Origin of the sequence: Microcoleus sp. T3_A4 (assembly GCF_036700465.1) — a bacterium.
Classification (GTDB): Bacteria; Cyanobacteriota; Cyanobacteriia; order Cyanobacteriales; family Microcoleaceae; genus Microcoleus.
On the sequence record NZ_JAUBOY010000022.1, the window covers coordinates 72415 to 97844 of the forward strand.

Sequence of the window (25430 nt, forward strand, 5' to 3'; positions counted from 1 at the left end):
GAGTTCGATAAAATTATTTGACAATGCCAAAAACCGATGCAGATTCAGACCGTGTAATTTTGTCCAAAGCAGGCGATTTTTGAGCTTGGGCAATCTTGGGAACCAAAAGTTGATTCGCATAAATCCGAGGATTTTGTTGAGCAATTTGGATGTAAGATTGGCGGACTTCTGCGTTGACTGCGACAGTCTTGGCATCGTAGACTTGCATCGCCATGTTGGGATAAAAACCAATGCCGACAATCGGTATCAAAAAGCAAAATGCGATCGCCACTTCCCGAGGTTTAGCATCAATAAACGGTGCATCACCAGGCAAAACGCAACTATTACCAAAACAAACCGCTTCATCCAGATTGTTTCTCTGATTCTGCAAATTTAGATCCTCAAGGTCGCAAGCCGCGAGTGTCCCACAGTTGTAAAATAACTGTCGCAGCATCGAGAGCAAATAAATCGGCGTCAAAATCAGTCCTACTGCCGCCAGGAACACTGTCACCGCGCGGAAAGAACCGCTGTACATATCGCTAGTTGCGACGCCCACAAACACTGACAATTCGCTAGCAAAACCGCTCATTCCGGGGAGTGCCAAGGATGCCATCGCGCCTGCGGTAAACAAAGCAAACACTTTCGGCATGACTTTCCCAATCTCGCCCATCTCGTCCATGATCATTGTATGGGTGCGATCGTAAGTAACGCCAGCCAGGAAAAACAATACTGAGGCGATTAAACCGTGGGAAATCATTTGCAACAGCGCCCCGTTGATTCCCAAATCCGTGAAGGAAGCAATACCCAACAACACGAATCCCATGTGAGAAATCGACGAATTCGCTAAGCGGCGCTTCATGTTCGATTGGCCGAAGGAATTCAGCGCGCCGTAGATAATGTTGACCACGCCGAGCACCGCCATAATCGGTGCAAAGTAAACGTGTGCTTGGGGAAGAAGTTCCAAATTCAGGCGAATCAGTCCGTATCCACCCATTTTCAGCAATACGCCGGCCAGAATCATCGACACGGGAGAAGATGCTTCGCCGTGGGCATCAGGTAGCCAAGTGTGGAAGGGGAAAATCGCCAGTTTTACACCGAAGGCAATTAACAATCCCGCATAAAGCAGTAATTCTAAACCCAGTGGGTAGTCCTTCAAGCCTAGTTCTACCATGTCGAAGGTGGGGGTGCCTCCGCCGTAGAATGCCATTGCTAAGGCAGCTATCAAAATAAAGATGGAAGCGCCTGCGGTGTAAATCAAGAATTTGGTAGCTGCGTAGCGACGGTTTTGTCCGCCCCAAATCGAGATTAGCAGGTACACCGGAATTAGTTCTAGTTCCCAGACAATGAACAGCAGCATGATGTCTTGGGCGACGAACACTCCTATTTGTGCGGAGTACATCACCAGCATTAAGAAGTAGAAGAGTCGTGGCTTGCGATCGACTTCCCAGGCTGCAAAGATTGATAGTGTCGTCACCAATCCCGCCAACAGTACCAACGGCACAGACAGTCCGTCAACCGAAACAGACCAGTTGAGGCCTAAAGAAGGTATCCAGGGATATTGTTCTACGATTTGGAAACTAGAGATGCTTGGATCGTAATGAGTCCAAAACACCCAGCACATTAATACAAAATCTGCAATGCCTACGCCTAGGGCATACCAGCGAATGGTTTTGCCGTCTGTATCCGGCAGAAAAGGGATGGCGAGGGAAGCGAGGAGGGGTAGGATGACAATTGCGGTCAGCCAAGGAAATTGATCCGCTATCATAGTGAGAATAAATACTTAGTGGGAAGTTACCAAAATTATAATACTAAATTTAATTAAAACTTAAGATTTATTCATAAATATTTTTTATATCCAGATAAATGGGGGTTACAATATCACGAGTTGCTACACACGTCAATTGATTTTTGATTTTCGATTTAGGACTTACGAACAACAAAATATAGCGTTTTGTAGGCGCAATCTGCCTGGGGTTGCGCCTATTGTGGTAGATGGTTGGGTAAGTCCTGTGTATTAAGGGCGATCGCAAATTAGCTTTCAATCAGCGTTCAATCTGGATCAACTCCCAATTCGCGCAACTTAGCCGCCAATCGTTCAGCCCTTTGGCTTTCCTGGTCAGCCCTTTGGCTTTGTTGTTCAGCCCTTTGCCTTTCTTGCTCAGCTTGTTCTGAACTCCACAGCAACAAATTACCTCGATCATCCCACCAGGGCAGCCAATTCATGGTTTGCTATGCTTCCGAGAGAAACTCCATCACGATCGCCACATTAGCACCATCAGTAGGAGGAGTATAACTACGGCGAATTACTTCCTCTGCTAAAGGATGCACTTGCGGCACATAAAACCAGTCTGGAGCTTTGACGACAATGTTTTTATTGATAGTTGCGACTAGCCCCAAATTAGAGCAGATCAGCATTTCTGGCTAGATACATCCTGCGGCTCCCAGTGCATCGGTAAGAGCAGCCGCGAGAGAAGGTTGTTGAGTATTTTCTACCGGATCGTCGGGTAATACGAAGTTAGCTGGTAGGGGTTCCCAGGTGACGGTTGGTTTGGCTTTGATAGACGGGGCTTCGAGTACCATTGTATTAACCTTCAACCAGAAATGTGTGTGTAAATTGGTCTATTTTAACTCAAGTTGCTAGTTATTGTAAAAACAAAGAAGGTTGAAAACTGATGTAAATATTCAGAGCGATCTAGATACAGTCAAAAGCCGATCGCCAAAAGATGCAATTAAAGTGCGATCGACTAATTGCGAGATCCATTTTTCCGGTATACCCCCCTCCCCATAAAAAGCCCCCGCCAACTGTCCGTAAACCGCACCAGTTGTATCCGCATCGTCGCCCAAATTCACAGCCAACAAACAGCCTTCAGCAAAAGAATCACTGTTGTAAAACGCCCAAAGTGCCGCCTCCAAAGACTTGACAACATAACCAGTACCCTTAATTTCAGGAGGTTGTCGCCGCTTAAAAGAACCCACAGCAATTTCATCCATCTCTGCTACCTGCGGGTTAGCTTCCCAATATCCAGAAATCGGACAATATCTTTCCGAAAGCAACACATCTTTAGCAACTCCATTCACCGCCCCCGCAATTAAAGCACCCAAATAACGGCAAGCATCCACACAAGTAGCAGCACCGTGAGTAGTTCTCGAACTTTCTCCAGATTTTTCTATTACTTCTAAAGGATTTTTAGCATAAAACAAAGGCACGGGAGCCAAGCGCATAATCGAACCATTTCCAGCAGTCCCAACATCCGTAGAACCACAGAAAGGTTTTCCTGTATTTTTAAACTCCCACAGTGCTTGTTGAACCGTATTGCCAATATCAAAACATTCACCAGTGCTGCTCAAATGTCCGTCTCGCCACCACCGCAAATAAGTTTCTAACTGATGGACTGGATCGAAACCTTGTTTTTCAATCAAACTTTCAGCCAAACAAAGCGCCATCGAAGTATCGTCTGTCCACTCGCCCGGTTGCAGTTGAAACGGGCCGCCGCCAATCATATCGTTAATAGGTGTAAATGTTCCGGGGCGATGGAACTCTAAAGTTGTACCCAAAGCATCACCAACTGCCAAACCCAGAAGACTACCGCGATAACGTTCTATTTGCTGCATAAATTGGGAATTGGGAATTGGTAACAAATAACAACAGTGAACAGTGAACAGTTAACAGTCAACAGTTAACAGTCAACAATCGAGCTAATATTGATGTTAACCTGTCCCTACCCGATATCAAACTGTCCCATGACACCCGATGCCTCCCCCGGAGCCGCTGCTGCCGCCACTCAATCAACACCCGAAGTCAGCTTAGAGCTGCAAGTCCGACTCAAAACCGAAGATGGACAGCTACTGTTGCTACTCCCCCCAGAAACCAACAGCGAACCGGGAACAGCCTCCGCCTCGACTTGGACTGAACTTTGGCAGCAGCTAAAAGTCAGGCTGAATGCGGGAGAACGCTTTTGGCAGCCAAACGCAGAAGTACAATTGATGGGGAACGATCGACTTTTAGATATCCGCCAACTACAAGAAATCGCCCAGGCCCTCTCCGAAGTGGAACTGCAACTCAAACGAGTCCACACCAGTCGCCGCCAAACCGCCGTTGCCGCAGCTACGGCAGGCTATTGTGTAGAACAGCAGCCTCCGGTTTCTTCCCTGAATAAAGCCGCAGCCGAAAAACCGCAATCCCTGGCGGAACCTTTATATTTGCAGATGACAGTGCGATCGGGCGTAGAAATTCGCCATCCGGGCACCGTCGTACTTTTGGGAGACGTAAATCCCGGCGGATCAGTTATCGCTGGAGGCGATATCCTAGTTTGGGGCCGTTTGCGGGGAGTCGTGCACGCCGGTGCCGGTGGCAACACCAAAAGCGTGATTATGACCTTGCAGATGGAACCGATGGTGATTAGGATTGCTAAGTATGTTGCCAGAGGCCCAGAAACCTCACCCGCTCAGTTTTTCCCGGAAGTCGCCTATGTGACGCCTCAAGGGATTCGGATCGGTAGAGCCTCTGATTTTGACAAATCGCAGTTAGTCGGGGGTAGTGAGTAATGAGTCATTGGTCATTGGTCATTAGTCATTGGTCATTGGTCATTGGTCATTAGTAATACTATTTCTCTTTAAGTGGGCGCTTGATAATTTTGTATTGGCTAAATTAGTTAGTCAAGTAAATTTTAAAATTTCAGTGCAAATTCAGAGAGAATTCGTATAACAATGAGAGCTATGAGTTTTGAGTGTTGAGTTGATTCAATAAATAACAGATGGCTGCCAAATTCTCAAAAAATAATTGCCAACGAACAACAAATAATAAGATTAATTGCCCATGACCAATGACTACTGACTACTGACTACTGACTAATTACCAATAAATCTAAAATCGCTTATGGCTCGCATTATTGTTGTTACATCAGGGAAAGGCGGGGTAGGAAAAACCACCTCCACAGCCAATCTCGGCATGGCTTTAGCTAAGCGGGGGCGCAACGTTGCCGTAATTGATGCCGATTTCGGTCTCAGAAATTTAGACTTGCTGCTGGGCTTAGAAAATCGGATTGTTTACACGGCATTAGAAGTTCTTGCTGGAGAGTGCCGATTAGAGCAAGCTTTGGTGAAAGATAAGCGGCAGCCGCGCTTGGTGCTGTTGCCGGCTGCCCAAACTCGGATGAAAGATGCCATCAGCGCTGAGCAAATGAAGCAGCTTGTGGGGATGTTGGGAGCAAAATACGACTATATTTTGATCGACTCTCCTGCTGGAATTGAACAAGGTTTTCAAAATGCGATCGCCCCGGCTCAAGAAGGGATAATTGTCACTACTCCCGAAATCGCTGCGGTCCGCGATGCCGATCGAGTCATCGGCCTGCTGGAAGCCAACAACGTCAAGAAAATCAACCTGATCGTCAACCGGATCAGACCCGCAATGGTGCTGGCAAATGATATGATGTCGGTGCAAGACGTGCGGGAAATCCTCGCCATTCCGCTGTTAGGCGTGGTTCCCGACGACGAGCGCGTCATCGTTTCCACCAACCGAGGCGAACCATTAGTATTGTCGGAAACGGCCTCTTTAGCTGGAACTGCCTTCGACAATATTGCCCGCCGCTTAGAAGGCGAAAAAGTTGATTTTCTAGATCTCAATCCCCGTCGAGAAAACTTTTTTACTCGCCTCCGCAAGTTCTTAAATACTAAAATTATGTGATGTGCTGCAATATTGGCGATCGATCTTTAACAGCAGCGACCGCATCACATAAACTAGCCCAAATTTTCTCCCCGTGACACCAGTTCCCAAAAAGAATGAAACTGTAGGTCAACTTCAAACCATTAGGGAATGAGTGATTCCCCAATCGAAAATCGAAAATCGTATAACGTTTTCTATGCCTAACCCTTGACAAATCAGCCTGACCCATGATACACACACTTCTCGAACGACTTTTCCCGCGCACCCCTGACAACAGCCGCGACGAGGTAAAACGGCGCCTCAAACTGGTTCTAGCCCACGATCGCTCAGAACTCAGCCCAGAAATGGTTGAGTCTATGCGCCGAGAAATTCTAGAGGTGGTGTCTCGCTACGTGGAAATCGATACCACCGGGTCTGAGTTCTCGCTGGAGAGCGACCAGCGGGCCACAGCACTAATTGCGAATCTCCCGATCCGGCGAGTCAGGCTGGAGCATCCACCGGAGAATTTGCCCCAGAATTTGCCCGCGAATTTGCCCGAAAATCGACTCGAATATGTACCGGAGTATGTAGTCGAAATTCTCCCCGACACTAGAGATTAACAGGGATTGAGCTTTTATTGTCAGGCAAAGAGTTCGATTCGAGCCGATCGCCATTTAAATTAAACTATAGCAACCGCTTTCCTCGGTTAGAAAATAGACTACAATTAGTCGCCAGTTTTGCAGATCGATCGCGCCGACTTTTGGGCACAAACTGTACATTTATACCTCCTTCATCAGGTCATCCCAGCGATCGAGTTAAATGGCATGAAGAAAATCGAAGCTACTCAAGCGTTGGGAATCCGTCGCAACACCATCGACGCCACAAGTCGATGGTATTGCAACACAGGAGACTTCCAAGCGGAGGGCCTTGTGGAAACGCCCTGGTAAGGGTCACTTGCATCACAAAACACGGTCAAGTTCCGAGAGTTTGTCACAATACACAAGCACAATAACCCAAGCTGAGATTACACAACTGTGGGAGGCAGGGCATGATTGCTTTATACCCACACCCAAAAAATAATTAAGAGTTGTAATCGCTATTGACATCGGCACAGTTAGCTAATATTCTTTGTATTTAAGATTTAAAATTCTCTAACTATTTCCAGCAAAAACTTAAACAAAGTTTTCAAGTCCGCGGCTCCCTCCATAACCACTTCTAATAAAAAAGAGGAAGATTGAATCATGGCAGTATCTCTGACCAAAGGACAACGGGTATCGCTTGAGAAAGTTTCACCCGGTCTCTCAGAAGTATTCATAGGACTGGGATGGGACGTTAAAGCTACAGACACGGGTTCTGACTTTGACCTAGACTCATCATTGTTCCTCTTAGGTGCGAATGAAAAATTAATTTCTGACAATCACTTCATTTTTTATAACAATCTCACAAGTCCAGATCCAGACAAATCCGTGCAGCACATGGGAGATAATCTCACGGGGGCCGGCGAGGGGGATGATGAAGTTATCAAAATCAACCTCAAAAAAGTGCCTAATGATGTCCAAAAAATTCTTGTAACTGTAACCATCCATGAAGCACAGCAACGCCGTCAAAATTTTGGTCAGGTGCAAAATGCCTTCGTGCGGATCGTTAATGCCCAAACACAACAGGAAGCTGTTCGCTATGACCTGGTAGAAGATTATTCCATAGAGACAGCACTGATCATGGCTGAACTTTACCGGAAAGACGGTGAGTGGCGTCTCAATGCAGTGGGAGCCGGCTATCAAGGTGGTTTACAAGCATTACTCGATCGCTATAGCTAAAAGGTAAAACACATGGGAATTAACCTACAAAAAGGACAGCGCATCTCGCTTTCCAAAGAAGCGCCCGGGCTAACAAAACTGATCTGCGGATTAGGCTGGGATGTGGCGAAACGCTCCGGTGGAGGTTTGTTTGGGGCTTTTAGCAGTGCTCCAGATTATGACTTGGATGCCTCAGTGATTTGTTTAGATCGAAATGACAAAGTGAATGATATGACCAATATCGTTTATTTTGGCAATCTCTCCCACCGTTCAGGAGCTATTACGCATCTAGGTGATAATCTGACTGGAGCGGGAGAGGGAGATGACGAGCAAATTCTCGTCGATTTATCTCGAATTCCCTCGCAAATTGTCAAACTGGTTTTTACAGTTAATATTTACGATTGCATTGCACGCAAGCAAGACTTCGGACAAGTTCAAAATGCGTTTGTGCGTTTGGTTAATACGTCTAATAATCAAGAACTCGCAAAATATAACCTATCAGGTTCTGAATACAAAGGCATGACGGGGATGCTCATGGCAGAAATCTACAAGCATAATGAAGAGTGGAAAATGGCAGCCACCGGTAACGGTGTTAAGGTTAATGGGTTGCAGGAACTTGTGAAAACCTATGCTTAACAACTCGCTCAATACCTAGATGCTTTCTACTTGCTAGAATCCGACACTGAATCAATGTCTCTGTACGATCGCCTAGACCTAACCAAACACAATCGCAAGCTAAAACTCCCCCTTTCTCAACGGCTAAACCTGACTAAACCCCCCAAACTCCGCTGTCAGAGCTGTCGTTCCCGTATCCAGCCTCAGTGGGAGTTTTGCCCTTCCTGTGGAATAGTTCTAATTGATAATGATAGCGATTTTCGCCGTTGCATTTGGGTAGATGTATCAGGAATGGATGTCGCACCCGAAAATAAAGAAGCGATCTTTTCCCTACTGATGGACGCTTTCTCCAAACTCTACGGCGCATTTAGAAGCATCAAAGTATTTTTGACATCTGAGCCCCCCGATCGCCAAGAGTGGGGCGAAGATTTTACCCATGTTTATATATTCGTGGATAGCCAGCCGGTTGACTATCTCGGCGTGGCTAGCTTCAAATCGGGAATGGTTACAGATCGGGCGATTATTCGGATTGATCAAGTATTCTATGCTTCTTACAATGCCAGCCTTAGTCTCAATCAACTATCTAACTTAATTGCAAATACCATTGCCCATGAAATAGGACATACACTAGGACTAGATCATTCTGCACTTCCGACCGATGTCATGCACAATGGACTCGTTCATACTGTTCATAGCTTAATGCCTCCCTCATTTCATGCAGAGCAAATAAACTCAATGAACAATGCTATTCGCAGATATAAAGCCTTGAATAATTGATTGGCTACCACCATAAAATAGCTGAATTTAGAGATCGAATTCCCCAGGATTAATGCCCACAGCATGGCAAGCTTCTTTGACAACCTTCTTTTCATCTTTGTCAAAATTACCATCGGCACCACCGATAATAATGCCAATTTGGATGACGGCACGACCTTGGTCTAGTTTTTTATTAAGTTTCCCTATCGCTTGGATAGCCTCAATTTTACCAAAATCGAAGTCCTGTGAGAGCTTCTCACAATAAAAATCAAATTTTTGCTTCAACTCCGACGCCGGAAAAATTTGGAGGGTTTCATTGGAAATTATTAGAGCCGCCGTTTTTTGTCTTTCCTCGGTATTGATAGTGCCATCAGCAGCCGCAATCAATGCACATATTGCCATTGAGGCATCAGCAAAATCATTATTTTTAAACTTGGAAATATTGGTTTGCAGAGAATCATTGATTTGTGATACGTTCTGCTTTAATTTCTCCCAGAAAGTCATTTTTTCTCCTGTTTGGTGAATGAGATATGATGTTTATGACCGGAGTCACATTAATCTAAGCTGCTCTTAACTTGTCAAGCAATTGCCAGACCCCGTAAGACCCTTAACTTTATCAATTACACTCCTGTAGTGTATCATGGTTCTTGAGGTTTTAGATTAACGGGACTTGAACAAAATTCAAGCCCAAACATAGCCCAAACCTGCTAGGTGTATGGCAAATACGTCACCATTATCTTGGAGCCAAGCGACAAATCTATAAGATATAGCCGTTCTAAAAGCTAACAAAGCAGAGCGTAAAAGTCTTTAAAGGTTTGTTTGCCCAACGCCGTCTCAATCCTCCTGTCAACTGTTGCCAAACAATAAAAGTGTAAGCGCAAAAAACTAATATCAAATGTCGGTGAAGGCTTTTTATGCTTCTCACTTGATATTCTTTTAGCCCTAACCAGCCTTTTGCCTCACGGTAAAACACTTCCACCCAATTACGTTGAGAATAAGTTGTAATTATCCATGCCCCTGTTGCTTGAGTCACCGCAGCGTTAGTAATTAAATAGTCAACCTCTGTCGCTTCAGATAAACTAGCAGCATTCATTACGATAGCTATTCTTCTAGTTCCTGAAAAGGCTGACATTTCTACTTCTACCGTTGCCACCCACACTGTTCTTGCGACTTCTCGCATCTAATTGAATCGCTGTAAATGCTTGTGCCTGAAGTCTTTTCGCTAGTTCGTCTAGTCTAGTCTCTACTTTTATTTCATTACTTTTTAAGTGATAAATTACTTTGCGGTTTTTCGCTAAGCCGGCTACATATTTTAACTTCTTTGATTCTAATTGCTTCAAAAATGTACTATTGTTCCCATAGCCGGCATCTACTAATACTACTCCTGGTCGTAAGCCTAATTCCAGGCTTTTCTCTACCAATTTTAATGCTAGCTCTGGTTTTTTTATGAATGATGGGTCGGCTTTACCTCCAGCTAGTGAACTCGCGTGTTGATATAATTCAACGTCTAATGGTAGGCTTTTTACTCCATCATATAAATGGGTCGTCACTACCACTACCCCGTTGTCTGTTTTCCCTACTTCTCCTATATATTGTCGACCGACTCCAGCAGTTTCCTTACCACTTTTTCGATGTCCCGAATCATCTATTATTAGAGTAAAACCCTTTTTAAGCTTTGTTTGATTGCATTCCTGCATCACTTCTTTGCGTCGTTCGTTAAGCCGCTCGGCATCCCAGGTCGCTTCCGTTAAGAAATGGTGCAATCGGTGGTAAACCACACCAGGGCGCGTTATTAGACATCTGAGTGATGTTTTTTCGCTCGCTTTCCCCTAATAATCCTCCCAAATAGTGTCTAAACCCTTTTTTTTGGGCTTGATGCCTGAAGACCTCATCGAACCGATGACACCATTTCTCAAAGCATGGGGGCATGGCGTCGGGCGTGGTTTCTTTCATGGGTGTGACGGGAACGTTAAATGCTTACCCTACTTACATTATAGCTTACTTATCTCTGATTTATTGTTTAAGTCCCGTTAATCAAGTCAATCTTCATAACTAATCGCTCTTTCACAGGTTTTTTCGTGGCCTATCTTACTTAATAGCTAATCGCTCTTTCCAGAGGATCTTGTAACTGAAGTTCTAAGGGTCGGCCGGAGCGAATTTCTAAACCGGGTAAATCGTGTTTGACTAACATTTTTTCGCCTGTTTCAGCATTTGCCAACGGCCAGAGTACCCAGCGGCTGCCAGGGGAAAGAGTGCTTAAAGTTGCAGAGTTTTGAGTCAGCCAAATTATCGGCAGTTTCGGCCGATTCTCAAGCGCATCTTCCCCAGCATTAACCGCCGCTAAAGTTTCCAAAACTACCCGGTTCCCCGATACAAGTCCAGTCCCGGCAGTCCAAAGTTTGACGTTTAACAGGCGCTTGCTAGCATAGAAGTAAAGAGAGGCAGCTACTGTCACCGCTCGTTCAAATTCTTCTGGCTGCCACGCCGCAGCGCTGTCGAGAGCAATAATAATTTCTTGACCGCCGGCTGCAACTTCTAACTCTCTCACCCGCAGTTCTCCGTAGCGGGCGCTGGTGCGCCAGTGAATCAGGCGGGTGGGGTCTCCGTGGCGGTAAGGTCTCAGGTTGCGAGTGAGGCCTTCGGTAGCAGTTTGCGATCGACTGCGATTGTAAAATTGCGGGCTGTCTTCTTGACCGATGCGATCGATCAAAGGACAAGTGCTCAACGGCAAAACTTGTGGATAGACAACCGCCACCGCTTTGACTGCGCGACTGCGCCGGCACCAAAACAACCCTAAAGGTGCCGCCGTCCTCAAGTTTACCTCTTGCCAACGATAGACGCCGCGCTGCCGGACTTCCAGATAGTATGTATCCCTGTATATACTGTTAGGCTCTATGACTTCGATCGGGCGGACGATCGGTTCTCCCAATACAAACGGCAAGATGTCTATCACTTGCAACAGAGTCTTAGGTTGGCGGGCGCGATTTTCGATTTCTAGTTCAACGGTGATTTGATCGCCCGCACTCACCGGTTCGATCGTCCGGCGACGGACTTCCAAGGAACGGAGGGATTTTCCCGGCAAAACCGCCGCTACTCCCAACAGCGCTAAACCCCCACCGCTGAGTACGTACAGCCATCCAGACATTGTATTAGTCGCCGACCCAAAAAAGAAAACCGTCATCCCCGACAGCAGCCAACCCGCGTAGGCAGGGGTGACAGCACGATTTTCAAGCCAGTCGGCGATTTTGTGACCGATGTTCATAGGAGTTGGAATTGTTAATTACTCGATCGCCCCATCCAGCCTAATTGTAAAATATTCTCAGCATTTAACACCGAATTAACTGCGAGCGATTAGATTAGAAATCAGGCATTTTTTCGCAATAAATCTACATTGACCCGCCCAAAAACGGACAAAAGCCCCCGACACTCAGTCAGGGTCGATCCCAAAATTTTAGACTCTAGTTCCTGCTCCCAGATGAATCTGTGGAGTAAATCTAAAATCTAAAATCTAAAATCTAAAATAGACTGACTGGAGACCCAAAAATGAACCCATTAAACAATCCTACACCCGTTCAACCAGAGGCTCAAGCCCGCCGACGAACACCGCCGCCGCCGCCGCCCTTGGCTGCAACTCCCGCGCCGCCTCCACCCGCGCCGAGTGCGCCCCCCGCAGCCCAGCAGCAGCGGCCTGTTGAGACACCCGTCAGTACGATCGAACAAATGGTCAGAGATGCCCATAGCGTCTCGGCTTCCGACATTCACATTCGAGTCGGCCAAGTACCTCGATTTCGGATTCGGGGCGTGATGCAAGTAGCAACTAACCACCCCAAAGTAACCCCAGAAATTTTTGAAAATTACCTAGCCGAAATTCTCACCCCCGAACAGCGAAAACAGTTTGCAACTACCAAGGAATTAGATTCAGCAATTTTTTACCCTGGCTTCGTGCGGTGTCGGCTAAACTGTTTTGATTCCCTCAGCGGCGGTGCGATGGTATTGCGGTTGATTAGTTTGGAAATACCTACTATCGATTCCTTGAGGTTGCCAGAAGTTTTCAAAAATATCATTTTGCGATCGCAGGGATTAATATTAGTTACGGGGCCTACCGGTTCGGGAAAATCGACAACAGTAGCTGCGATGATCGACCACCTCAACCAGATGGAGCAAAAGCACGTAGTTACAATTGAAGACCCGATCGAATTCATTCACCCTTCTAAAAAATGCTTGGTCAGCCAGCGGGAAGTCGGCTTGCATACCCACGAGTTTCAGCAGGCTTTGCGGGCTGTTTTGCGTGAAGATCCAGATGTAATTCTGATCGGGGAAATGCGCGATCGAGTTACCATCAATACAGCGTTGCAAGCAGCTCAAACTGGTCACTTAGTATTGGGAACTCTCCACACTCGCAGCGCCATTAACGCTATTAATCGGTTGTTGAACCTCTACCCACCCGAGGAACAACAGGCGATGCGGATTCAAATTTGCGATTCTTTAGTAGCAGTAATTGCCCAACTTTTGCTGCCAACAGTTGACAACCGTCGGGTAGCAGTTCACGATATTTTGGTGAATACACCTGCCATGCACGATTACTTAATGAAAGGTGATGATGATGAAGCTTTCCGATTAATGGAACATGATACTTACGAAGGAATGCAGATTATCAACCAGGGTCTTTACAAACTGGTGCTGGAAGGCAGAGTGACGATCGAAGAAGCAGCAAAAACTTCTCCTGAAGCCAGCGATTTAGACCGCCGCTTGCGGACAGGGGGCTACGATGTTGGGGACGCTCGCGGCTTTGAAGGCAGCAAAAAAGAACGCACAGTTCGCGCCTAATAGCAGCACACATACAGGGGTAGGCACTGCAGGACTACCCCACCCATCAAGTAACAAGATTTTTAGCAGGCGGAAATATTTGATTAAGGCTTTTGTGCGTATTTTTACTTAATATAAAACTATATTTAGTAACCAAAAATACATTTTAATTAAAAAGTAAAATGCTATAATCAATAATGTCGAGTGTATTGTTAAGTTTTTTAAACGTAGACCCTACTTTACATAAACTTTAAAATTGCGTGAAAACTCGTAGGTTATTGCAAAGAAATAGTAAAGATATGTTCGGAGTATTGCCAACACTCAGTCATTTAAGTATATAGTTGTAGTGACAAATTTTGGACAGAGAACATTCCGACTTTGCCGATATTTGCCGATCGCAGAAGTAAGCAGGTTACAAAAGCGCTTAATAAAACTACAAGCAGAGCCGATGCCGTGTTTTTCCAATTAAGTAGCTTTTAGTCGAAAAAATCCTAAAACCAAGCAGACTTTTAAAGATTCTGTCCCTCGAAAATTTGTTTAACAACGCGCTTATCAGCAACGGTATTTCTAGAATTTAAAGGAGCAAAAAAAGTGAAGAGTGCATATAACCAAAGAGAACTGTTTGAAGGTGCCAGCAAAGCGGAAATAATTGAGCGCATCCAGCAGCTAGTTCCGCCCGGTTCCCCGGAACCCCAAGATCCTGAAATCCTCGCGGCTCTCCAAACTCTCACCGCACAGCTAATCGCAGCCTATCAAGCCGACGGACAATTAGAAAGCGAACCTTTTAGCGACGTGCGCGGTCGCACTATTCACCTATACGCATCGGCAGTCAGCAGCCAAATCAAAGGAAAAACCATATTAATCACCGGAGGAGAAGGATGTGTCGGTCGTTTCTTAATCGCAAAACTCCTCGAATTAGGCGCAACTAAAATCATTTCCGCAGACAACGCCCGATGTCAAAACCCCGAAGAAAATCTCCCGCTTTTTACCAGAGAAGGTGCAGTAACTTTCTATGCCGCCGATATTCGCAACCTCGACGCGCTCAAACACATATTTGAGGTAGAAAAACCAGAAATTGTTTTTCACCTAGCAGCCCAGCGCCAACCCGGACTAGCTGAAATCAAAATCCGAGAAACAGTTACAACCAGCCTGTTAGGATGTAAACACGTCATCCAACTCTGCGAAGAATACGGCGTAGAACACTGCATCTTCTCTTCTACAGGCAAAACATCTCGATATTTTACAACCGAAGTTTACGCGGCATCGAAGAAGTTTGCCGAATGGCAATTTGCCAAAGCAGCTCAAGAAGGAAATGTCACTTACGGGATGGTTCGCTTTACTCATATGTTGGAAAATAGCTTGTTCTGCGAGCAAATGTCCAAAAAAGTAGAGCAAGGTAAAACTGTCAACGTTCACGCTCCCCACCGCTACGTAACTGCTCAAAATCTTTTTGAAGCCGTACATTTATTGCTGAATTCTCTGATTGTGTCCCTTCCCGGAAAACTGAAATTTGTCGCCGTGAGTAATCTCGGTTGGCCGACAGAAACCTTGGAAGTAGCTCTTTATAAAATTCTTGAATCCGGCAAAAATCTGCCGATTTATTTTCAAGGACTTTTGCCGGGATACGAAGAACCGTTTTTCCTTGGACAGTTTGACTGGAAAAAACCTACAGAAATTCACCTTTTAATTAATGTGTTGGAAGATCCTTTTAGAAGTATTAACGATACAGGCGACATGGTGAGTGTAGAATTAGCTCCTTTTTCTTTGCCTGTCTTAGATAAACAAGTGTCGAAGCTCGAAAGCTTAATCATCGATCCAGATTTCCCCGAAGTGCAAATCAAGCACGCTCTTGTCGCAGCGGAAAAAGAAGTGATTGCTTCCTCTTTTGCATGGAGTGCCCCTGAAGACTTGTTGAAGATTTTGCAGTGGGGAATCAATCCCAAGAAATTGCAAGGTTACGGAACGGAAATCGCTGACTATCGCGAGATTATCGAACTCCTCCTGCAAGGAATCTGCGGGCGGCTCAACCAAGAAGTCTTGCACAGTGCTGGAGTTACGGCAGATGAGTTTGATGACTTAGTTGAGAGTCTTTCTACCCTGGATTTGATTCAAGCAGAAGTGGGATATTTGCGATCGGTGTCGAGATATCTCAGAGAATTTGCACCCCCCGCACAGTTCACCAAAAAATCTGAACCTGTTGCTATGCCCGATGCAGCGTAGCTTGAACATAGTTTTGAGTTGGGAGATTGTTTCCTGAGTAGCCACCCACAGGGGATGAATGAGTTATATCAATTCCGGTTGCACGAGAGAAATGGTTTTTGACAGTTGACAGTTGACAGTTGACAGTTGACAGTTGACGGGCGGGTCAAAAAACTGAATGGTTGAGTGTTAACTCTTGACTGGATTTTATTATTCCGATGCCACCGGATTTGATGTTAAACATTGACTAAGTGTTTAGTTGATTAAAAATAGAATACCCAGAAACCTGGTTTCTAAAAGAAACCGGGTTTCTTCAGTCTGGGCTTGTTTGAGGTTTAATTAAATTGAGTGACTTAACGTTGTCAGAATAGACATGATATGATATTAGTTACGATCGCACAACCGCAATCAAATTAATTTGTAGTGATGACGCTAGTCCTAGTAGTTTTAGGAGGACTTAAGTCCTCACAACAAAGGTGATAACGGTGATTTTTTGCAGGCATGATAGGATGATACTTGAGATAGAGTGGCGCTGTGAGTTAACAAAGGTGCAATTAGATTAAATAAACTCAATGAACGCAACCAATAAAATTAAATTAAGGTACTAGAATTGTGGAAATTAATCAGCTACTCTTCCTATTGATAGATGTTGTGCTATTGGCGATCGCCCTGATCCTTCTAATTCCCGTTGCAGTTCTATTTCTAGAATGCAGTGCAGCTTTCTTCTCCGACTTCGACCCCACAGCGGAAACTAAAGCACCCCGCCCCAAAGTAGCAGTTTTAATTCCCGCTTACAACGAAGCAGCAGGAATTGCCGCCACCATCTCCACCATATTACCGCAGCTAACACCTCAAGACCGCCTGTTAGTGATTGCTGACAACTGCACGGACGCAACGGCAGAAATCGCCCGTAACTCCGGTGCAAGTGCGATCGAGCGCCAAGACACACAACGCAAGGGCAAAGGATACGCACTGGATTTCGGCTTGCAGTCGATCGAATCAGACCCCCCAGAAGTAGTAATCATGGTTGACGCAGACTGCATCTGTCAGCCAGACTCTATAGAAAAATTAGCCCGGGTTGCAGTTGCTGAACAAAGACCCGTGCAAGCAACTTATCTCATGGAACAGCCACCAAATCCTACTCCGAAAGATTCCATTTCTGCTTTAGCATTTCTTGTGAAAAACTTAGTCCGTCCCAGCGGATTAAAAAAGTTAGGATTCCCATCATTACTAACGGGTACTGGCATGGCTTTTCCCTGGTCGATAATTCGATCGGTTTCCCTAGCTAGCAGCAATATTGTTGAAGATATGCAGATGAGTTTGGATTTGGCGATCGCCGGACACCCAACAGTATTCTGCCCGGAAGCCAACGTCACCGGGTGTTTGCCACAGCAGCAGCAAGCAGCTAAAAGTCAAAGAACCAGATGGGAACACGGTCACATACAGACATTGTTAACTCAAACTCCCCGGCTGACAGCAGCTTCAGTCGAGCAAAAACGTTTTGACTTATTGGCGATCGCCCTCGACTTATCCGTCCCACCCCTATCGCTGTTAGTAGCTATCTGGCTAGCTGCTTTTGCCGCCTCCTTACTAGCAGTAACCATCGGAACATCGCTGATTCCTGCGATATTGTTAGCTGTACAAGGACTGCTAATTTTAGTTTCAATTGTCAGCGCCTGGGCCAAATTCGGGCGTGCCGATATTTCCGGTTCAACCCTTTTATCTGTACCTTTTTACATCCTTTGGAAAATCCCTTTGTATCTAGGTTTTATCCTGAAGCGGCAAACTAAATGGGTGCGGACAGAACGCGATGTTTAGTATTTGTAGAGTGAGTCATTCAGATACTTGACGCAACTCTACAATCTCGTTTCTGCAGCATATTTAATAAACTGGTGCGGACAAAACGCCATGTTTAATCGGAACTCCCCGCAGGGGGTAAGTTCCGATTAAGAAACGCCCAAAGTAAAAACACAAAATAAACACAAAAAATCTGAAGCTGGAAAATTCCAACTTCAGACTTTTACTAACTCCCCGGGTAGGATTTGAACCTACGACCAATCGGTTACACTTATCCCAACGTTTCCGAAGGGGGCGGACTATTTCATCATCCCTACAAATCATGTTTGTGATCTGTCGTCGGATGTCAGGCGCTATGAGATTTATTGGTTAGGCTCCTCATCTCTAGTCTCTGCACCTTTCCGGCTACTTGTGGTTTAAACCACGGCCTTTCGCCAGACTTGGCTCAAGATTGCCGCCACCCGAAGTGCTGCGGTTTCCTTGAATTCACCCGATTTTTCAGTACCCGTTACCGGATAGAGCTGCTATGTCACTAGGGCTTTTGGTTGATGCCAAAGGCTTGCATTCATTACAGCCGACCGCTCTGCCACTGAGCTACCGAGGATTGGGGGTTTTTGTTACCCACATTTACTAACAATAGCTGAACTTACTCGATTTGGCAAGGCCTTTGAGAAACTTTTTTTTTATCAGACAGCGAGCGGGTTTCAGCAGCTAATGCAGCCCCATTCTCAACTTGGCGAGGCGCTGCTGGGATTCTGGATCGAGGGAACTGGCGAGAAAGCGACTGGAATTTTGTTTGCGGGATTTGTGTCGCCGCTCGCTGCGGCGGGCGGTGGATTCTACGTCAGCCGCTAGTTGTTCGGCGGACATCCATTCGGCACCGTAGCCGACTACGGTCAATTGCTGCGCTCGATCTGAGGTGGCGACAATCATGCGGCCTTTGCCTTTGACCGATCGCAACTCATAGCGCAAACTAGCACAAGATTTTTCAATATAGGTATCTGCTGTCTGACCGAAGTCAGTGTAGTGCACTGATAAATTTTTAGTAATAATTTCTTTAACGCCGGGAGTATCTCGATAGTGCGCGTCAAACACCAGCCTGGCCTCAAAATCTTGAACGGCGCTGTAGTTAACTAAAACCTCTATTAACTCGCGGCGAGCGGTTTCGAGTTCATCGCGATCGCGCTTCTCTCGGAGTCGAGGCCAAAGTCCAATTATGTTATAGCCGTCTACAAGTAAAACTGCTTGTGATACATAGAGTGACATGGTTCAAGGCTGAAGAGCTCCAGCACGTATAGGACATTATTTGCATTGTTCATCAAAGCTTTTGTTCAATAATATTACCTATTGATGTGTAATTGCTAGGTTACATCGCAATAATTAAACCCCCCAGACCCAGCTTTACCTGAGTTTTGGGGGGTTAGATTAACGGATAAATTTTCCGGATTATTCGGCCGATTCCAACGATACGGGCGATCGTACAACTGTCGGCAGGGATATTTTCTCAACAGCAGGAGTACAACCAAGCCACTGCACCGACAACTGGGCAAACTGCTGCGGGGGGCCGCTCACGCAAAAACGAGTCGGTAGCGCAGTACCAGGATTCCGCAGCCCTAAAAGCTCCAATTCTCTGGCTGCAGCAGCCACCACCCGTACCGCAGGATCGATCAATGTCACCCCAGCAGGCAAAAGCGAGCGAACCACAGGAGCCAACAGCGGATAATGAGTGCAGCCGTAAATCAGCGTATCGATGCGCTGCTGAATCAAAGGAGCCAAATATTCCCTAGCCACCTCACAAGTATAAGGATCGTGAATCCGGTTTTGCTCCACCAGCGGCACAAAAGCCGGACAGCTAACCTGCCACACCAGGCAAGAATCGTCCATCTCCAAAATCGCATTTCGATAAGCATTGCTAGCAGCCGTAGCAGGAGTTGCGATGACCCCGATCCGCTTGCCTTGCTGCACTGCAGCCTGCGCCCCCGGCAGAATTACTCCCAGCACCGGGATATCAAATTCAGCCTGCACCATCTCCATCGCCAAAGCAGAACTGGTGTTGCAAGCCATAATGACCATTTTCACATCCTGTTCCACCAACCAGGCCATAATTTCGCGGACAAACTCCACAATTTCTGACGGCGTGCGAGTGCCGTAAGGCAGCCTCGCCGTATCTCCAAAATAAAGTATCGATTCGTTGGGCAATTGTCGGTACAACTGGGTCAAAACAGTCAAACCGCCCACGCCGCTGTCAAAAATACCGATTCTTTGTTGTCCAGAGTCTGTTGTCATTTGTTAATAGTTAGTTATCTGTTGGCAGTTGTCAGGAAAGCTGTTGTCAGTTGACATGAAAGCAATTGGCCGTTGTCCGATGCCCGATGCCCGATGCCCGATGCCCGATGCCCGATGCCCGATGCCCACTGCCTATTATCTTTGTTGAAGATAAAACACAATGCCGCGAGCGATCGAAGCCGCCATTTGACTGCGGTAAGCTGGGTCAGAAAGCCTAGCAGCATCCTCAGCACCCGTCACAAAACCCACCTCCAGCAAAACAGAAGGCATAGAAGTCTTCCTCAAAACATAAAATCGCGCCTGCCGCACTCGGCGGTCACTCGCCCCCGTCCCCTCCAAAATACTGGCGTGAATCACCCTCGCCAAATCTTGGCCGTTATTGAAATAATAAGTCTCAATCCCACTGATATCGGGCCGACTCATATTAATCGCATTAGCGTGAATGCTGACAAACAAACTAGCATTCACCCGGTCCGCCAAAGAAACTCGGGGTTCCAGGTCGATTTCCCTGTCGTCAGTCCGAGTCATCACCGCCTGGACTCCTTGCTGTTCCAGCAGCCTCGCCACCTGAAGCGAGATATCCAAAACAATCTCCTTTTCCTGAATGCCCTGAATCCCGACTGCCCCCGGATCGCGGCCACCGTGACCAGGATCGATCACTACTACGGCGCGGCGGTTTGAAGCTTGGGGCAACTCATCGGTTCCGAAAGTCCTTCTCGGCAAAGGCTGCTGCTGGCTGGGAGTGCGAGTGAAAGGCTGCTGCGCGCTAGCATTTGATCGCAACTGCAAAGACAGCAACTGCGGGTTTGGTCTCGTCACCCTACCTACCTCTACCCCCGATCGCGGCTGCACCCAAATCACCACAGTCTCCGCATCTTCTTGGCTGGCTGTAAACGATACAGGACTGTTGGCATCGAGCTGAGGAATTTCCCCCGTTAGGACACCAGAAGCGATCCTGATCCAGTAAGATCTCGACCCCTGGTCCCAGCCGCTGGTATAGGAGACTTGGCGGTCAGTTCTCACCACCAGTTGCGTGCCGTTACTGGCTAAATCAATTGACTGAACTCTCGCTAAATTTCCTTGAGCTTGTCTAGCCGGAGGATCTACAGTCAGGCGGCGGGGAACCGAGGGCTGTCGTACTACACTTCCAGGCAATAGCACAACCCCGCCCAAATTGCTCACTGACGCCCGCCACTGAGTATTAGGACTCTTCATCCGCAAAGTCACGCGGGTAACGGGCGGGTCTGTTGGCAGTTGCCGGACTTCAATCTTGTCAACCCCGTGCTGACCGTTCGTTTGAGGCTGTTGGCTGCTTAGGCTTGGAGCTAAACTCGCTCCCTCAATATCGAGGGTGGCAATGTCCCCAGCCCGACTTTGTTGAAAATTAATTTGGGGGCGACCGCCCTCCGTGCGGACTAAAAAACCGTCCGCCGTCACCTGAACGTTCTGAACTACAGTCGCCTCGGCCGACTGGGCTTGGGGTGCTGAAGATTCAACCGATAACCTTTCTCCCCCCGGCTCTGAAATCGGATTTTGAGTTTCTCCCCGCACCGGCGTTGGCAAATCCACTGTCCACTCGCTCGGAGAAATCCCCCGGAATTTTACTTGCTGAGGGTCTATACTAAACCCGTCTCTGATCTCGACCACAATTCTGGTCGTATCGTTGTCAAACTGCCCTACCCGCACCGATTCGATCGCCCCTGAGAGCGGTCTGCTGACCGATGGACGACCCAGACTCGTCCCCGGCAAGTCGATTACCAACCGCATCGGGTTGAAAATCAGTTGAGCCTTGGGTTGTACTCCCCCGTCTGTTGTAATGTAAAGCCGGTTCTCTGAAGCATCAAACCGCCAAGATTGCAGTCTAGCTGCTTCGGCGGCTCCGGCGAGCAAAAATACACTTAAGAAACTCGGTAGTAGCCAGTGGAATTTCACGACAGTTTTTTCCTCGTTTGCGTTACTGCCAAAAGCTGGAAGGGCGCTGCTTGCCCTCAGAGGCTTTCAGCAGTTAGCCGCCAGCAGACCGGGGGCACGGGAGCCCTCAGTTGTTGGCTAAATTGACTTTTTTATGCGTTAACAGGCTCCCAAATGCCAGATACGGGCATTTTTGAACTTTCCCGTATACTTGGGGGCGATCGGTTATAAGCAGACTGAAAGATTGTTGGCACAAGGGAAGGTATTTATTTTTAGGAGCAAGAAACAAGGTGTTTCTTGAAGCTAGAAGATACAAGTTAGAAGGTACAAGTTAGAAGGTAGAATTTTACCGTTCTTCCAGGGAGGGGTTTCATAGCTCTTTAATGTTGGCGAAGCTCGTTACGGCAAGGGTTATAATCCGCTTTACACTTGCGTTTTGTTCTAACTTTTCCTAAACTACCTCAATAACTTAACAACTTACCTCGGTAACAATCCGGATTTCCAAGATTGAGGTAACTTTTCAAGGTCACCAAATGTTAGTCCCTGACCAACTGACATATTCTTTGAAAAAAGCTTTTTTGCTACTTTTTTGCTAAGAGATTGACAGTTAAATACAACTACATATCGCCCCTGCTCTCTTTTTTTCTGGATTTTTTTAATCAGTGGTTTTCGGTGCTGCTTGACACTTAGTGGGGCGATCGTAATCGCGCCCGCCAATTTTACACTATGATAGCTAGTCCATGTTTTCAGCAGTAACGGGAGAGTTTTGTGTGTTACTTGGGTCGGCAATGCTTTGTACTTTCGACTCTTTTTGAGTGAACGATCGACACCCAGAGCATTGGTTGGTTGACCTGAGAAAAAGTTTTGACCGTAGATATAATAGTTATCGCAGTTGTAAAGTTTGTTGGACAGCAAAGACAATCGATCGGCTTCTGGGTAAAACCTGTGATTTGGTTTAATGACTTGCCTTTCGACTAACTGCATAACTTGGATGTGTACTACCAGTTAGAGAAGATACACTATCTTGGTGATTGTGTCAATCTCTGACCGAAAGCATCCAGGATACAAGCCCTCGGATTCATTCCTTCGCAGACTCAGGACCCAGAAATAAAAAACCTGTATCCGATAAAGAAGCCCTCGAATTGATCCGTGGGGTCAATGCTTCAATTCTAAAATCTAAAATCTAAAATCTAAAATCGATTGACCTTCTAAAAAAATGGCAATCAATAACAGTAGATACATGACATCACAGAAAGACGGAGACTTACTTTCCTGCAGGAGTCGTCCACAGCAAACCAGTGGTTTAGGTTAGCTCCAGCCTGTAGATAGCCGCTGGGGAGTCAATCTCGAAGATCAAATCGACTGACTCTCAAGATAGGGAAGTTTTGTACTATAGCAACTGCCCTGACGGTGAGGACGTTCTTAATTTTTGAAACCTAAGCGGTCGATTGCGCCTTCTTGCAGGACTTCTTTTTACCCGCTTTGCTTCGCCCCTAGAGCTTTCAACATCTGCTATACAATACCACCGGTGCGATCGAGTTATAGCAAATTTATTTTTAATCGGGATCGACACCTGCAAGTTATTTTTTTCCCTAGTAATCCACGGCCCCATGTCTACTCAACAGTGCTGAAATTCGCTCTCGCCCCTAGGTGCAAAATTCCGGCTCATCCAGTTCAAAATTGCTTGATTTACTTGTTCCGGGCATTCATCCTGGGGACAGTGGCCCGCATTGTCTAATTCAACTAGCTCTACATAATTGGGGTTGCATTCGACAAATTGGTGGGGTCTGGCGAACCGAGGGGGAATCATCCGGTCTTGTTTGCCCCAAATTAACAGCATCGGGATTGTTAAATTTCGCATCACAATTTTGACACTGGGGCAAAACTGTGAACTGCCTACAGCTTTAAATAAGGCGCAGAAGGCGCGGGCGGCTCCCCGATCGCCCGCTGGCCCTGCTAGAATTTCCACTAATTCGTCGGTAACAGCTTCGGGGTTGGAGTAGGCAAAGCCAACCCAGCGACGGACAAAGGAAGGCTTGCGGGCCAAATAAAACAGAGGCCTGAGTACGATCGGAGAAACAAACAAACTTTCAACCGTTTCGATCGCCGGAAGCAGCCATCCGGGCACCGCCTCGGCTCGCACAGAGGGGTCTGGGAGGCTAATCATCACCGTGCCGGCCACCATGTCCGGGTGAGCCGCGGCTACGGCCAGACAAATTAGTGAGCCGATCGAGTTTCCTGCCAATATTACTGGCTCTCTGATAAAAGTTAGCCAAAAATCATAAACTTGATCAACCCACAGAGACACAGAGTAGTTGACCGGAGCTTTTTGGGAAGCGCCAAATCCTAACAAATCCAAGGCGTAAACCGTTTGGTTTTCGGCGAGTTGGGCGAGATTTTGTCGCCAGTGACCGATCGAAGCTCCAAACCCGTGCAGTAAAATAATCGGCGTTCCCGATGCGCGCGGGGCTATTGGTTTGGCCACAGAATCTTGAAATTCCGGCGCGCCTTGATTTCGTACCCCATCAGGCCGCAAATAAGTGTAGCGAGTTTGCCAACCCCGCCACATCCAGTCTCGTTGAGTTCCCACCCGTTGGTGCCACAGCAGAGAATTTGTCAATTTTGCCTCAGCTCGCAACATAAATTTACACTTGCTTATACCTATTCTACAAGGCAAATCAGGCGACTTGGGGGACTGGCCAGACCGGGGGAGATGGGCTAAGAAAAGCGGTTGTACCTCATCCTTAAGCTTTTACCCTGAATTTTTGACGGTTTTGTCATCAATCGGGTAAGGGAGGGGGCGATCGTGTGTGAAGTTAAAATAAAACTAGGCAGAAACTCAGCCAGACTGAGTAGAATAGCAAGTATTGTAAGAATTCATTTACGATCGTCCAAATATTCCCCAAGGCTTTAGCGCAGGGGACACAGGGCGCGGTAGTACGTCCGGTAAGGGTAACACCTTATAAAACAGTTCGATCGTCAATCGTGAAAAATTGACCGATGAAACCTGTAACTATCAAAAAGCTTCGCTATTAAACTACTGCTTGTAAAACCATTCATGCCTGTGATTGAAAGAAGACAAAATCGCAACCTACCCCAGATCAACGAAAATATTCGATACCCCAAAATCCGGGTAATCGATACCGACGGCGCGCAACTAGGGATATTGACGCCTGCAGAAGCGCTGCGCCTGGCAGAAGAAAAAGAACTCGATCTCGTACTTGTCAGCGACAAAGCTGACCCGCCCGTATGCCGGGTAATGGACTATGGGAAGTACAAATTCGAGCAGGAAAAGAAAGCGCGAGAAGCAAAGCGGAAGCAGCACACTGCCGATGTTAAAGAAGTGAAGATGCGCTACAAAATTGAAGAACACGACTACCAAGTGCGCCTCAAACTAGCAGACCGCTTTATCAAATCTGGGGACAAAGTAAAAGCCACGATCATGTTCAGAGGTCGGGAAATCCAACACAGCAACCTCGCAGAGGACTTGCTTAAGCGCATGGCCACAGATTTGCAGGAAATCGCAGAAGTGCAGCAAGCCCCCAAAAAAGAAGGACGCAGTATGATGATGCTGCTGTCGCCAAAGAAAGTATAAATAGATAGTCATTAGTGAGCAGTCATCAGTCATAAACTGGTGACTGATA

19 protein-coding genes and 2 pseudogenes are annotated in these 25430 nt (G+C 46.7%); 10 read left to right on the top strand and 11 right to left on the bottom strand.

Translation table 11 applies throughout. The features are described from left to right. Positions 1 to 13: 13 nt before the first annotated feature. From QUA07_RS14180 to QUA07_RS14190, 3 genes and pseudogenes are all read right to left on the bottom strand, one after another. Positions 14 to 1744 carry an NAD(P)H-quinone oxidoreductase subunit 4 gene (locus tag QUA07_RS14180; protein WP_333083440.1) on the bottom strand — a complete coding sequence of 577 codons (1731 nt, stop codon included), beginning with the start codon at positions 1742 to 1744 and terminating at the stop codon, positions 14 to 16. 284 nt (positions 1745 to 2028) lie between these two features. After that, a pseudogene (locus tag QUA07_RS14185) lies at positions 2029 to 2559 on the bottom strand (hypothetical protein). Between the two features lie 102 nt (positions 2560 to 2661). Then, the gene (locus QUA07_RS14190; protein WP_333326116.1) at positions 2662 to 3591 is read right to left on the bottom strand and encodes an ADP-ribosylglycohydrolase family protein; all 930 of its coding nucleotides are present in this window, start codon (positions 3589 to 3591) and stop codon (positions 2662 to 2664) included. A 129-nt stretch (positions 3592 to 3720) separates the two neighbouring features. On the opposite strand from QUA07_RS14190, the gene minC reads away from it, so the two are divergent. The 6 genes from minC (at position 3721) to QUA07_RS14220 (ending at position 8808) form a co-directional block, all read left to right on the top strand. Continuing rightward, on the top strand, positions 3721 to 4524 hold the full coding sequence (minC, locus tag QUA07_RS14195; protein WP_333326118.1) for a septum site-determining protein MinC: 804 nt from the start codon (positions 3721 to 3723) through the stop codon (positions 4522 to 4524). A gap of 331 nt (positions 4525 to 4855) precedes the next feature. After that, the gene (minD, locus tag QUA07_RS14200) at positions 4856 to 5662 is read left to right on the top strand and encodes a septum site-determining protein MinD (protein WP_006635273.1); all 807 of its coding nucleotides are present in this window, start codon (positions 4856 to 4858) and stop codon (positions 5660 to 5662) included. Between the two features lie 206 nt (positions 5663 to 5868). Next, the gene (gene minE / locus QUA07_RS14205; protein WP_333083446.1) at positions 5869 to 6240 is read left to right on the top strand and encodes a cell division topological specificity factor MinE; all 372 of its coding nucleotides are present in this window, start codon (positions 5869 to 5871) and stop codon (positions 6238 to 6240) included. Between the two features lie 621 nt (positions 6241 to 6861). Further along, positions 6862 to 7437 (top strand): TerD family protein, encoded by a 576-nt coding sequence (locus tag QUA07_RS14210; protein ID WP_333083448.1) that lies wholly within the window; start codon positions 6862 to 6864, stop codon positions 7435 to 7437. Between the two features lie 12 nt (positions 7438 to 7449). Then, the gene (locus QUA07_RS14215; protein ID WP_333326121.1) at positions 7450 to 8052 is read left to right on the top strand and encodes a TerD family protein; all 603 of its coding nucleotides are present in this window, start codon (positions 7450 to 7452) and stop codon (positions 8050 to 8052) included. Between the two features lie 270 nt (positions 8053 to 8322). After that, a complete protein-coding gene (locus QUA07_RS14220) occupies positions 8323 to 8808 on the top strand; it encodes a zinc-dependent metalloprotease family protein (protein WP_333326123.1) in 486 nt (161 codons plus the stop codon). 27 nt (positions 8809 to 8835) lie between these two features. On the opposite strand, the gene QUA07_RS14225 is transcribed toward QUA07_RS14220, so the two are convergent. From QUA07_RS14225 to QUA07_RS14235, 3 genes and pseudogenes are all read right to left on the bottom strand, one after another. Next, positions 8836 to 9291, bottom strand: coding sequence for a TerB family tellurite resistance protein (locus tag QUA07_RS14225; RefSeq protein WP_333224981.1), 456 nt, complete (start codon positions 9289 to 9291; stop codon positions 8836 to 8838). A 177-nt stretch (positions 9292 to 9468) separates the two neighbouring features. After that, a pseudogene (locus QUA07_RS14230) lies at positions 9469 to 10740 on the bottom strand (IS701 family transposase). Between the two features lie 139 nt (positions 10741 to 10879). Continuing rightward, the gene (locus QUA07_RS14235) at positions 10880 to 12049 is read right to left on the bottom strand and encodes a DUF58 domain-containing protein (protein ID WP_333326126.1); all 1170 of its coding nucleotides are present in this window, start codon (positions 12047 to 12049) and stop codon (positions 10880 to 10882) included. Between the two features lie 281 nt (positions 12050 to 12330). Here QUA07_RS14235 and QUA07_RS14240 point away from each other — a divergent pair, with 281 nt between their 5' ends. From QUA07_RS14240 to QUA07_RS14250, 3 genes are all read left to right on the top strand, one after another. Then, a complete protein-coding gene (locus tag QUA07_RS14240; protein ID WP_333326128.1) occupies positions 12331 to 13614 on the top strand; it encodes a PilT/PilU family type 4a pilus ATPase in 1284 nt (427 codons plus the stop codon). A gap of 570 nt (positions 13615 to 14184) precedes the next feature. After that, complete coding sequence (locus tag QUA07_RS14245; protein WP_333326131.1) at positions 14185 to 15813, top strand: polysaccharide biosynthesis protein; 1629 nt, start codon at positions 14185 to 14187, stop codon at positions 15811 to 15813. A 591-nt stretch (positions 15814 to 16404) separates the two neighbouring features. Next, a complete protein-coding gene (locus QUA07_RS14250) occupies positions 16405 to 17610 on the top strand; it encodes a glycosyltransferase (RefSeq protein WP_333326133.1) in 1206 nt (401 codons plus the stop codon). Between the two features lie 690 nt (positions 17611 to 18300). Here the strand turns inward: QUA07_RS14250 and QUA07_RS14255 are convergent. From QUA07_RS14255 to QUA07_RS14275, 5 genes are all read right to left on the bottom strand, one after another. Continuing rightward, on the bottom strand, positions 18301 to 18855 hold the full coding sequence (locus QUA07_RS14255; protein ID WP_015176151.1) for an NYN domain-containing protein: 555 nt from the start codon (positions 18853 to 18855) through the stop codon (positions 18301 to 18303). Between the two features lie 180 nt (positions 18856 to 19035). Continuing rightward, positions 19036 to 19875, bottom strand: coding sequence for a glutamate racemase (murI, locus tag QUA07_RS14260; RefSeq protein ID WP_333326135.1), 840 nt, complete (start codon positions 19873 to 19875; stop codon positions 19036 to 19038). Between the two features lie 135 nt (positions 19876 to 20010). Next, entirely contained in the window at positions 20011 to 21807 is a 1797-nt protein-coding gene (locus QUA07_RS14265) for an N-acetylmuramoyl-L-alanine amidase (RefSeq protein WP_333326137.1), read from the bottom strand. 456 nt (positions 21808 to 22263) lie between these two features. Next, entirely contained in the window at positions 22264 to 22707 is a 444-nt protein-coding gene (locus QUA07_RS14270) for a hypothetical protein (RefSeq protein WP_333326139.1), read from the bottom strand. A gap of 697 nt (positions 22708 to 23404) precedes the next feature. Beyond that, the gene (locus tag QUA07_RS14275) at positions 23405 to 24427 is read right to left on the bottom strand and encodes an alpha/beta fold hydrolase (protein WP_333326141.1); all 1023 of its coding nucleotides are present in this window, start codon (positions 24425 to 24427) and stop codon (positions 23405 to 23407) included. 417 nt (positions 24428 to 24844) lie between these two features. Here QUA07_RS14275 and infC point away from each other — a divergent pair, with 417 nt between their 5' ends. After that, positions 24845 to 25381, top strand: a complete 537-nt coding sequence (infC, locus tag QUA07_RS14280) for a translation initiation factor IF-3 (protein ID WP_006635262.1) — start codon at positions 24845 to 24847, stop codon at positions 25379 to 25381. The last annotated feature ends 49 nt before the right edge of the window (positions 25382 to 25430 follow it).

Bases quoted from the DNA above. Each gene is read 5' to 3' on its own strand.
- QUA07_RS14235 (WP_333326126.1), bottom strand. From the start codon at position 12,049: ATGAACATCGGTCACAAAATCGCCGACTGGCTTGAAAATCGTGCTGTC.
- QUA07_RS14240 (WP_333326128.1), top strand. From the start codon at position 12,331: ATGAACCCATTAAACAATCCTACACCCGTTCAACCAGAGGCTCAAGCC.
- QUA07_RS14190 (WP_333326116.1), bottom strand. From the start codon at position 3,591: ATGCAGCAAATAGAACGTTATCGCGGTAGTCTTCTGGGTTTGGCAGTT.
- QUA07_RS14215 (WP_333326121.1), top strand. From the start codon at position 7,450: ATGGGAATTAACCTACAAAAAGGACAGCGCATCTCGCTTTCCAAAGAA.
- infC (WP_006635262.1), top strand. From the start codon at position 24,845: ATGCCTGTGATTGAAAGAAGACAAAATCGCAACCTACCCCAGATCAAC.
- QUA07_RS14275 (WP_333326141.1), bottom strand. From the start codon at position 24,427: ATGTTGCGAGCTGAGGCAAAATTGACAAATTCTCTGCTGTGGCACCAA.
- QUA07_RS14255 (WP_015176151.1), bottom strand. From the start codon at position 18,855: ATGTCACTCTATGTATCACAAGCAGTTTTACTTGTAGACGGCTATAAC.
- QUA07_RS14225 (WP_333224981.1), bottom strand. From the start codon at position 9,291: ATGACTTTCTGGGAGAAATTAAAGCAGAACGTATCACAAATCAATGAT.
- QUA07_RS14180 (WP_333083440.1), bottom strand. From the start codon at position 1,744: ATGATAGCGGATCAATTTCCTTGGCTGACCGCAATTGTCATCCTACCC.
- QUA07_RS14210 (WP_333083448.1), top strand. From the start codon at position 6,862: ATGGCAGTATCTCTGACCAAAGGACAACGGGTATCGCTTGAGAAAGTT.
- murI (WP_333326135.1), bottom strand. From the start codon at position 19,875: ATGACAACAGACTCTGGACAACAAAGAATCGGTATTTTTGACAGCGGC.
- minE (WP_333083446.1), top strand. From the start codon at position 5,869: ATGATACACACACTTCTCGAACGACTTTTCCCGCGCACCCCTGACAAC.
- minD (WP_006635273.1), top strand. From the start codon at position 4,856: ATGGCTCGCATTATTGTTGTTACATCAGGGAAAGGCGGGGTAGGAAAA.
- minC (WP_333326118.1), top strand. From the start codon at position 3,721: ATGACACCCGATGCCTCCCCCGGAGCCGCTGCTGCCGCCACTCAATCA.
- QUA07_RS14220 (WP_333326123.1), top strand. From the start codon at position 8,323: ATGGATGTCGCACCCGAAAATAAAGAAGCGATCTTTTCCCTACTGATG.